General features: G+C 65.0%; 10 protein-coding genes. All 10 read left to right on the top strand.

The genetic code is table 11. The annotated features are described in order from the left end of the window. A partial coding sequence (locus AC5RWX_RS26060) for an MFS transporter (protein WP_494099177.1) occupies window positions 1-920 on the top strand: 920 nt, incomplete at its 5' end. Between the two features lie 47 nt (window positions 921-967). After that, entirely contained in the window at window positions 968-2,464 is a 1,497-nt protein-coding gene (locus tag AC5RWX_RS26055; RefSeq protein WP_494099176.1) for a bifunctional phosphatase PAP2/diacylglycerol kinase family protein, read from the top strand. A 229-nt stretch (window positions 2,465-2,693) separates the two neighbouring features. Beyond that, window positions 2,694-3,641, top strand: a complete 948-nt coding sequence (locus AC5RWX_RS26050) for an ABC transporter ATP-binding protein (protein ID WP_494099175.1) — start codon at window positions 2,694-2,696, stop codon at window positions 3,639-3,641. A 5-nt stretch (window positions 3,642-3,646) separates the two neighbouring features. Further along, window positions 3,647-4,543: an ABC transporter permease gene (locus tag AC5RWX_RS26045; protein ID WP_494099174.1), complete on the top strand. Its 897-nt coding sequence runs from the start codon at window positions 3,647-3,649 to the stop codon at window positions 4,541-4,543. 22 nt (window positions 4,544-4,565) lie between these two features. Then, a complete protein-coding gene (locus AC5RWX_RS26040) occupies window positions 4,566-5,918 on the top strand; it encodes a sensor histidine kinase (RefSeq protein ID WP_494099173.1) in 1,353 nt (450 codons plus the stop codon). After that, window positions 5,915-6,607: a response regulator gene (locus AC5RWX_RS26035; protein WP_494099172.1), complete on the top strand. Its 693-nt coding sequence runs from the start codon at window positions 5,915-5,917 to the stop codon at window positions 6,605-6,607. Before AC5RWX_RS26040 ends, AC5RWX_RS26035 begins: the two co-directional genes overlap by 4 nt. Window positions 6,608-6,664: 57 nt before the next feature. Next, window positions 6,665-7,549 (top strand): intradiol ring-cleavage dioxygenase, encoded by an 885-nt coding sequence (locus AC5RWX_RS26030; RefSeq protein ID WP_494099171.1) that lies wholly within the window; start codon window positions 6,665-6,667, stop codon window positions 7,547-7,549. Window positions 7,550-7,559: 10 nt separating this feature from the next. After that, window positions 7,560-8,870 (top strand): M18 family aminopeptidase, encoded by a 1,311-nt coding sequence (locus AC5RWX_RS26025; protein WP_494099170.1) that lies wholly within the window; start codon window positions 7,560-7,562, stop codon window positions 8,868-8,870. A gap of 263 nt (window positions 8,871-9,133) precedes the next feature. Continuing rightward, complete coding sequence (gene rpsF / locus AC5RWX_RS26020; RefSeq protein WP_015939036.1) at window positions 9,134-9,439, top strand: 30S ribosomal protein S6; 306 nt, start codon at window positions 9,134-9,136, stop codon at window positions 9,437-9,439. Between the two features lie 73 nt (window positions 9,440-9,512). Next, on the top strand, window positions 9,513-10,040 hold a 528-nt coding region (locus AC5RWX_RS26015), incomplete at its 3' end, for a single-stranded DNA-binding protein (protein ID WP_494099169.1).

Below are 10,040 nucleotides of genomic sequence, written 5' to 3'. Positions count from 1 at the left end.
CCGGGGCGGGAATAGCCCTGTCCCTTTCCATCGCCTCCATTCCGGGTACAGCTGTCGCCCTGTTCTTTTTTGGCATCGCCATCGGGCTCTGGGATGTGTCCCAAAACCTCGAAGGGGCCGACGTCGAACACAAGCTTCGGCGGACCATCATGCCCCAGTTCCATGCTGCGTTCAGTGGCGGAGCCTTCCTGGGCGCCTTGATCGGAGCAGGCCTTTCGAATCTGGGAGTCGGCCTGCCGGTGCACCTGCTGGTCATTGTGGGCATCGTGCTGCTGGTAACGATGATTGCTCCCCGCTACTTCCTTCCTCACATCCCGGCACCAACACTGGCCAAGGGCGAGGCCAAGCCTTCCAAGGGCCCGTCCGCCTGGCGGGACAGCAGGACGCTGCTCATTGGTGTCGTTGTCCTTGGGGCTACCCTGACCGAGGGTGCGGGCAATGACTGGATCGCCAAGGCGTCAGTTGACGGCCTCGGCACCTCCGAGTCCACCGGTGCCTTGATGTTCGCCCTCTTTGTCCTGGCCATGACAGCGATGCGTTTCCTGGGCGGACGCGTCATCGACAAACACGGCCGGGTTGCCGTCCTCCGTGCCAGCATGGCAGCGGCGGCCGCCGGTCTTTGCCTCTTCGTGCTTGCAGGCAACGTGTGGCTCGCGGCCGTGGGCGCGGCGCTCTGGGGTATAGGAGCGGCACTGGCCTTCCCGATGGGAATGTCCGCTGCCGCCGACGACCCCCAGCATGCAGCAGCAAGGGTTTCTGTTGTCTCCACACTCGGATACACCTCGTTCCTGGCCGGTCCACCGCTGCTCGGGTACCTGGGCGACCTCACGGGAATCCACCTTGCGCTGCTGGCGATCCTGGCGCCCATCCTCCTCGCGCTCCTTCTTGCCGGCGCAGCCAGGCCGCTAAAGCTCAAGTAAGGTCTGCCGGGAGCCCGGCATCTCCGCGGCGGCGGTAGGGTGAGGGCATGCACAGGAAATGGCGCCGGGGCCACCAGTCGATCAGCCGGACGGACAGATACCTTGTACGGCATGTCTCGAAGCTGCCAGGCGGAAACCATGATGACTTCTTCCGCCAGCTGTCAGCATCTGCAAACCACGGAAAACTGTGGATGGCCATTGCGGCCGTCCTGGCCACTATCCCGGGCAGGCCGCGCCGCGCCGCACTTCACGGACTTATAGCGCAGGCAGTGGCCTCCGCCGTCACCAACGGAGTCTTCAAGACCCTGCTGCCCCGTGCCCGCCCGCTCCCGGAACACCTTCCCGTGTTCCGGTTCGTGCATCCGCAACCGAAAAGTTCATCCATGCCGTCCGGCCATTCGGCGTCAGCTGTGGCCTTCGCAGTAGGGACAGGCCTGGTCAAGCCTTCCCTGGGCGCCGCACTGGCCCCGGCAGCGCTGGGAGTGGCATACTCGCGGGTCCACACAGGGGCGCACTGGCCCTCGGACGTGGTGTTCGGTTCGGCGATCGGTGCCGGTGCGGCCCTTGTCACCAGGCGGTGGTGGCCCGTAGGCCCCCCGTTCCCGCAGACTGCGAGGACCTGGACCACGGCGCCACGACTGCCCGAGGGGGAAGGGCTGGCAATCGTGGTGAACACTTTAGGCGGCTCCTTCACCAAGGAGACAGCAGCCGCCCTTCGGCAGGTATTCCCCGAGGCGTATATAAGGACGGTGCAGCCCGGGGACCACCTGCTAGGCGCAATCAACGAGGCGTCTGATCGTCCCGGGACCCGTGCACTGGGTGTCTGGGGCGGCGACGGAACGGTGGGTGCGGCGGCCGCGGCAGCCATCAAGCGGTCGATCCCGCTTCTAGTCCTGCCCGGCGGAACCATCAACCACTTCGCCCGCGACGCAGGAACGGGGAGCCTCAAGGACGCCCTGGCAGCGGCGTCGAAAGGCGACGCCGCCCTGGCCGACGTCGGGACCGTGACGGTTGAGCGAGGCTTGGCCGGGAAGCCCGAAAAGGCGGAAGTGACAATGCTCAACACCTCCAGTGTCGGCCTGTATCCCGACTTCGTGCGGCGGCGTGAACAGTTGCAGCCGGCACTCGGAAAGCCCCTCGCCGGAGTGGTGGCCATGTTCCGCACGTTTGCTGCCGGCACCCCCACCACCCTGAGGGTGGACGGCAGGCTGCACAAGGTGTGGATCGCTTATGTGGGACGGGGCCGGTACTACCCCCGGGACCATGCCCCGTTGCTGCGGCCGGTGATGGACGATGGCGTTCTGGACGTCCGCATGATCACGGCAGACGAGTCCTTCGCCCGGTTGCGGCTGCTCTGGTCCGTGCTGACGGGCACGGTACCCACCTCACGCATCACCCATTTGTCGGAGGCAAGGGAGGTGCGCATCGAAGCTGGTGGATCCCCGATGGTGCTGGCCGTCGACGGCGAGGCACTGGCTGGAGTCCGCAGCGTTGAGTACAGGGTGCGGCCCCGGGCCCTTGCCTACTACTCCCCCCGCCCCTGACAGGGCCTTCCCCTGACGGAGCCTTCCTTTGACGGCCGCTTCCCCTGAGGGTGCGTTCCCCTGAGGGAACATGCCGTGACGTCGGATCATCCAGGGGGACTACCCCGGATTACCCCTGAATCATCCCTGAGACCGGCGAAAACAGGGCATCGCATCGGTAGCGTGGTGGATACGCAAGCGTCCCAAAACATCTGCCGCAGCCATCTGCTGCCGTCTGAAGGAACAACTAATGATTGAGGCACAAGGCCTGACCAAGGTTTACGGCGGAAAAACCGCCGTGGCAGGGGTCAGTTTCACCGTCCAAGCAGGGCTGGTCACGGGCTTCCTGGGCCCGAACGGCGCCGGTAAATCCACAACGATGCGCATGATCATGGGTTTGGACCGGCCAACGTCGGGCTCCGTCACCGTGAACGGCCTGCCGTACGCACACCACAAAGCACCGCTGCACGAGGTGGGTGCACTCCTGGACGCCAAAGCCGTGCACACCAGCCGCAGCGCCTACAACCACCTGTTGGCCATGGCCGCCACCCACGGCATTCCCAACACCAGGGTCCATGAGGTCATCGAGATGACCGGTCTGGAGGCGGTGGCCCGCAAGAAGGCCGGCGGTTTCTCGCTCGGCATGGGCCAACGGCTGGGAATCGCCGCCGCGCTTCTGGGAGATCCCCAGACGCTCATCCTGGACGAGCCCGTCAACGGCCTGGACCCGGAGGGCGTCCTGTGGGTCCGCAACCTGGTCCGGTACCTCGCCAACCAGGGCAAAACCGTCTTCCTGTCCTCGCACCTCATGAGCGAAATGGCGCAGACCGCTGACCACCTGATCGTTATTGGCCGTGGACGGATTATTGCCGATGCACCGGTCAAGGAGATCATCGCCGGAACGCGGCAGGCCAGGACCCTGGTCCGCACCAGCGAAGCCCTGCGACTCTCTGCCCTCCTGGCAGGGGACGGCGTCACCGTGGACCAAAGCGAGCCCGAAACCCTTGAGGTAATGGGGATGGATTCGCGCCGGATCGCGCAGGCGGCATTGGACAACGGCATCCTGCTGTACGAGCTGACCCCGCAGATGTCCTCCCTTGAAGACGCGTACTTCGACCTCACCAAGGACGAAGTCGAATACCACTCGCACCTGACGGGCGGACCCGCAGCGGCCGCACCCGCAGCGGCAGGAAAGTAAGGACGATGAGCACCATGACTGAAACCCGTTCCGCCCCCACCCGGTCCTCTGCGGGATCACGGGGCGTGACCTTTGGCGGCGTCCTGCGGTCCGAATGGATCAAGCTTTGGTCGCTGATGTCCACCCGCATCCTGCTGCTGCTGACGCTGGCGGCCATCGTCGGTGTTGGCGCGTTGACCGTCCTGATCCGCTACACCTACCTGGAAGAGATGATCCGGAGCGCCAGGGAGCAAGGCCAGACGATGACGCCCGAAATGCTCGAGGCGTCCTTTCCTCCGGGCTCCGGCTTCGACCTCTACAACCTGCCCAACGCAGGCCTGCAGATAGGAATCCTGATCCTCGGATCACTGGCGGTGCTTTTTATGTCCTCCGAATACGCCACCGGAATGATCCGTTCCACGATGAACGCCGTACCTCGCCGCACGCCCGCCTTTGTGGCCAAAGCGATCATCCTAGCGGTCATTTCCTACGTGATCACCACCATTGCCGGAGCAACAACCTTCCTGATCGCCATGCCGGTGTTCCAGGGCATGGGGTTCGACCTGGACTGGTCCACTGACGGCGTGCTTTACAGCATCTTCACCGGCGGCCTCTATGTGGCCGGGGTTGCCTTGATCGGCCTTTCCCTGGGGACGCTGCTGCGCAACTCCGCGGGCGGCATCACTGTGCTGGTGGCCATGTTCTTTGTCCTCTCCATCGCCGCGGGATTCATGACCCTTATCCCCGGTGAATTCTGGAAGTACGTTCCGCAGTACATTCCGAGCGAGGCCGGCGGACGCTTTCTCTCCATCGGCCACATGGACGGCGTGATCGATCCCTGGCACGGCGGCCTGATTTTCCTGGGCTACGTGCTGTTGTTCCTGATCCCGGCAATGATCGTCTTGAAGAAACGCGACGTCTGAACGGGGACCAAGAACCAGGACCATGACAGAAACGGCAGTTGGAAAGGACGCGCCGGCCGGACAGGCCGACGCGTCCCTTGCCGAGCTCACCGCCAGGCGCAGGGGGCGCATCCGCCGCTACCTGCACCGGCATCCCTTGGTGATGGACGGCGTGGTGGCCATCAGCTACAGCCTGCTGGTGGCGCCGACGGTGGTGGACGCCACGAGGTCCGGCAACTGGCTCGCCATCGGCCTGCTGGTGGCGGTGGCGGGGGCGCTGTTCCTCCGCCGTTTCTACCCGGTGGGCCTTGTGGCCTTTGTGGCAGTGGCGGAGGTGGCAGTAACACTGCTGCATCCGTGGGGTTCCAATGCGTCGGCCGGCCTCTGGTTCTCGCTGTACGCCGTGGCAGTGGCCCACACCCGCCGCTTCGCGCTTATCACCATGGCGGTGGCCACAGCGCCCCTGGCCCTCCTTTACCTGCTGGCCGCCGTGGGCCCGATGGAGAACTCCTTCGTCCACGACACCGGAGTCAACCCGGGCGACTTCCACCTGCTGACGAGCATCGCCACCGGGGCCACCATCACCCTGTCCAATGTCATTGCCACGGGCATCGGCATCTCGGTCCGGCAGCGGCGGGAACACGAACAGGAAGTGGCCGCGTGGGCTGCCCGGACTGCCCAGCTCGCGTCGGTGAACGAACGGAACCGGATCGCCCGGGAGATGCACGACGTCGTTGCCCACTCCCTTACGGTGATGATCAGTTTGTCGGATGGTGCATCCGTCGTGGTCCGGAAAAGTCCGGAGCGCGCCGGCGAGGTGCTTGGTGAATTGTCCCGGACTGGGCGGACCGCCCTCGCTGACATGCGGCGCGTCCTGGGTGTCCTTCGGGATGATGCGGAGGCAGCGGCGTCGCCGCTGCCGCTGGCTTCGGGCGACAACCTGTCCAATTTGCTGGAGGGGTTCCGCACCGCGGGCTTGCCCCTGCACTACTCCCACACCGGTCCGGCGCTGCCCGACGATGCCGCCTTCCAGCTCACCGTGTACCGGATTGTCCAGGAATCACTGACCAACGTGCTCCGCTACGGCCGTTCCCTGGGGCGGGTGGACGTCTCGGTTGTCCGCACTGGTTCAACAGTCACCATCGACGTGCTCGACGACGGGGCAGGAGTTCCGGGGCATCCCGCCCCTGGCGACGGCGCGGCCCCCGCCCCGGGACACGGCTCCTATGGCAGTGGCCAGGGAATCGCCGGAATGGCTGAGCGGGCCCGGATCTATGCCGGAACGGTGGAAGCCGGCCGCAGCGGACGGGGCTGGCGCGTGCATGCCGTCCTTACCTGGCCTGGCGATGATGTTTACGGGTCCCTCATCAACTACGAACTCCAAGGCAAAGCATGACCAATAATCAGGCCATAACCATCCTGCTGGTGGATGACCAGCCGCTGCTCCGCATGGGTTTCCGGCTCATCCTCGAGGGCGAGGACGACCTGCGGATCGTGGGCGAAGCTTCCAACGGCGCCGAGGCCGTCCGCCAAGTGCGGGAACTGAACCCCGATGTGGTGTTGATGGACGTGCGGATGCCCGTGCTGGACGGCATCGAGGCGACGCGTGCCATCGCGGAATCCGGAGCCTGCTGCAGGATTATCATCCTGACCACCTTTGATGTGGATGAATATGCCTTCGCGGGCCTCCAGGCGGGCGCGTCCGCGTTCCTGCTGAAGGACGCCGCGCCGTCCGAACTGATCAGCGCCGTACGCGTGGTGGCCAGCGGCGACGCGGTAGTGGCACCCAGGATCACCCAGCGGTTGCTGGAAACCTACGTCCGGGGTACGGCCAAGCCGGTGCCGGCGGCTCCTGGGCCCGATCCGCTCCTGGCCGACCTGACGCCCAGGGAAACGGAAATGCTGCAGGCCATGGCCGAGGGTCTGTCCAATGCGGAGATTGCCCACCGGTATTTCCTGTCCGAGGCCACGGTGAAGACGCACGTGCGGCGCATCCTCACCAAACTCCACCTCCGCGACCGCGTCCAGGCAGTGGTGTACGCGTATGAAACCGGCCTTGTGGTTCCCAGCAACCCGGACTACTGACGAAGGCTCGGGCAGGAAACCCTATGCAGGCGGGGGGCGGGGCGGTTGGATAGTGGCATGAACAACCATGTCCCCCACCCGAACCACGACCGCGGGCTCGAATTCGACCTGTGGACCATCATCAGCCGCCGGTCGCTGGGCATGTTCTTCGGGGCAGGCGGCACCGCCGCTGCCTTGGCTGCCTGCACCCCTGGCGGGCCGACCCCCAGTGCCGGCCCTGCGACGTCGTCTGCCGCCCCGGCAACCGCAGCTTCGGGCGGTGCTGCTGTGCCCGGGTCGCCGGAACCCACCCTGACCCGGGCCATTGCCGAGTGCGGCGTGGAAATTCCGCGGGAAACGGCCGGGCCGTTTCCGGGCGACGGCTCGAACGGCCCCAACCTGCTGGAAGCCTCGGGAGTAGTGCGGCAGGACATCGCATCCAGCTTTGGGACGGGGACCGCCAAGGCCGAAGGGGTGCCGCTGACCTTCACCTTGACGCTGCTGGACAATGCCAACGGCTGTGTCCCGCTGGCCGGTGCGGCCGTCTATGCGTGGCACTGCGACCGGGAGGGCAAGTACTCGATGTACGACCCGGAACTTGCCAACGAAAACTACCTGCGCGGCGTCCAGGAAGCGGACGCGAATGGCCAGGCTACCTTTACGTCAGTTTTCCCCGGCGCTTACTCCGGGCGCTGGCCGCACATCCACTTCGAGGTGTTCAAGTCCATGAACAACGCGACGGCGGCCGGGCAGGTGCTGGCCGTTTCGCAGATTGCACTCACCAAGGCGTCATGCGACGACGTTTATGCCTCCCCGGGCTACGAGGCGAGCAGGCGCACCATGGGCCGCACTACCCTGCAGTCGGACAGCGTGTTCAGGAATGACGGCGGCATCTACCAGCTCGCCACCATGACCGGATCGGCCGCGGCAGGCTACACGGCGGGGCTCAACGTCACCCTCTAGACTCGGGAGCATGCCTTCTTCAGCCTCAGCTGCCGACCACATCCAGGAACTTGGCGACTACGTCAGCGCGTCGCCGTCGAGCTTTCACGCCGTGCACGAAGCGGGCCGCCGGCTGCTGGATGCCGGGTTTGTCCGGCTGGATGAGCTGGAGCCCTGGGAGGGCGGCACCGGTTCCTTCTTCATCATCCGCGACGGCGCGCTGATCGCCTGGGTGGTCCCCGAGGGCGCCGGACCCACCACCGGGTTCAATATCCTCGGGGCGCACACTGATTCGCCGTCCTTCAAGCTCAAGCCGAAGCCGACCATAAGCGCGCATGGCTGGCTGCAGGCGGGCGTGGAGGTGTACGGCGGGCCGCTGCTGAACTCCTGGCTGGACCGGGAGCTGCAGCTGGCCGGGCGGCTGCTCATGCTGGACGGTACCGAGCACCTGACGGCCACCGGGCCCATGGTTCGCTTCCCGCAACTGGCCATCCATCTGGACCGCACCGTGAATGATGGCCTGACGCTGGACAAGCAGCGGCACATGAATCCGGTATGGGGGCTCGGGAATTCAGGGGATTTTGACCTGCTTGCGGTGCTGGCTTCCCATGTTCCGGACGCTTCCGTGGACCCTGCCCGGATTGGCGGGTACGACGTGGTCATCGCAGATACGCAGACACCTGCCGTTTTCGGGGGCAACGGGGAGTTCTTCGCGTCCGGGCGGCTGGATAACCTTTCGGCCACCCATGCGGGGCTGGTGGCGCTGATGGCGCATGCTTCTTCTGTTGGTAGTGGCGCCGGGGGTGGGCCGATCGCCGTACTTGCTGCCTTCGATCACGAGGAGATCGGCTCCAACTCCCGATCCGGGGCCTGCGGGCCCATCCTTGAGGATGTGCTGGTGCGCATCTCTGACGGCCTGGGTGCCACGGCGGGCCAGCACCGGCAGGCGCTGGCGGCATCGTTCTGTGTCTCGGCGGACGCCGGGCACGCCGTCCACCCCAACTATGCGGAGCGGCACGACCCCGCGAACCACCCTGTACTCAACGGCGGCCCGCTGCTGAAGATCAACGCCAACCAGCGTTACGCCACGGACGCCAACGGGGCAGCTTTTTGGGCCCGGTTGTGCGGCGATGCCCGCGTGCCGTATCAGGAATTCGTGTCCAACAACGCAATCCCCTGCGGCTCGACCATTGGCCCGCTGACTGCCACGCGCCTGGGGATCAGGACAGTGGACGTAGGCATTCCGCTGCTTTCCATGCACTCCGCCCGGGAGCTGTGCGGGGTGGAGGATCCCCGCATGCTGGCGGCTGTGACAGAGCTGTTTTTCCGGACGGTTCCATAGCTTTGAAGCGATTCCGCGGCGGCTGAGGCCTGGACAAGGGGCAGCTTTTCCACATAGCCGCATTCAACCTCGCGGCTGGGCGATCATGGCCCATAGCCTTGAGTCAAGCGCGAATCGCCTATCCGGTCCAAATGCACTAAGATATTGAAGTCTGTGCTGCGTCCTGCCTCCGTTCCGGCGGCGGGGCATGGCATGGCATCGCAAATGAACCTCCTGTTACGGAAATGCCGTAACCGCTTAGCCCAAAGGAGGTGGGTTCACATATGCGTCCTTACGAATTGATGGTAATCATCGACCCCGAGGTCGAAGAGCGTACCGTTGAGCCGTCGCTTCAGAAGTTCCTGAACGTCATCACCAACGATGGTGGAACCATCGAAAAGGTTGACATCTGGGGCCGTCGCCGTCTGGCTTACGACATCAAGAAGAAGTCCGAAGGTATCTACGCCGTGGTGAACTTCACCGCCAAGCCGGAAACCGCCAAGGAACTTGACCGCCAGCTGTCTCTCAACGAGACCATCATGCGCACCAAGATCACCCGCCCCGAAGAGCAGAAGGTTGTTGCTGAGTAATTTCAGCCCAATCTTCATTCTCTACCCCGCAGGAAACGCACTCTTCACCCAGGATCGAACAAGGAGGCAGTAGATGGCAGGCGAGACCACCATTACGGTCATCGGTAATCTCACCAATGACCCGGAATTGCGGTTCACACCGTCCGGTTCGGCAGTAGCGAACTTCACCATCGCTTCCACCCCCCGCACCTTTGATCGCCAGTCCAACGAGTGGAAGGACGGGGAAACCCTGTTCCTCCGCGCCGCTGTGTGGCGTGAAGCGGCCGAGAACGTCGCCGAGTCCCTCACCAAGGGCATGCGTGTGATTGTTACCGGGCGCCTGAAGAGCCGTTCCTACGAAACCAAAGAAGGCGAAAAGCGCACCGTAATCGAGCTTGAGGTCGATGAAATCGGCCCGAGCCTGCGCTACGCCAATGCCAAGGTCAACCGCACCCAGCGCTCCGGCGCTGGGGGCGCCGGAAGCGGCGCCCAGGGCGGCTTCGGCGGCGGCAACAGCGGCGGTGGCTTCGGAGGAGGCGCCCCTGGTGGGAACCAGGGCGGCAACTCCGGCGGAAGCTGGGGCGGCGGTAACCAGCAGGCTGCACAGGATGATCCTTGGGCA

The organism is Arthrobacter sp. SPT-J7, assembly GCF_059089965.1.
Note: the sequence above shows the minus strand (reverse complement) of the source record. Positions and strands in the feature narration are given on the sequence as shown.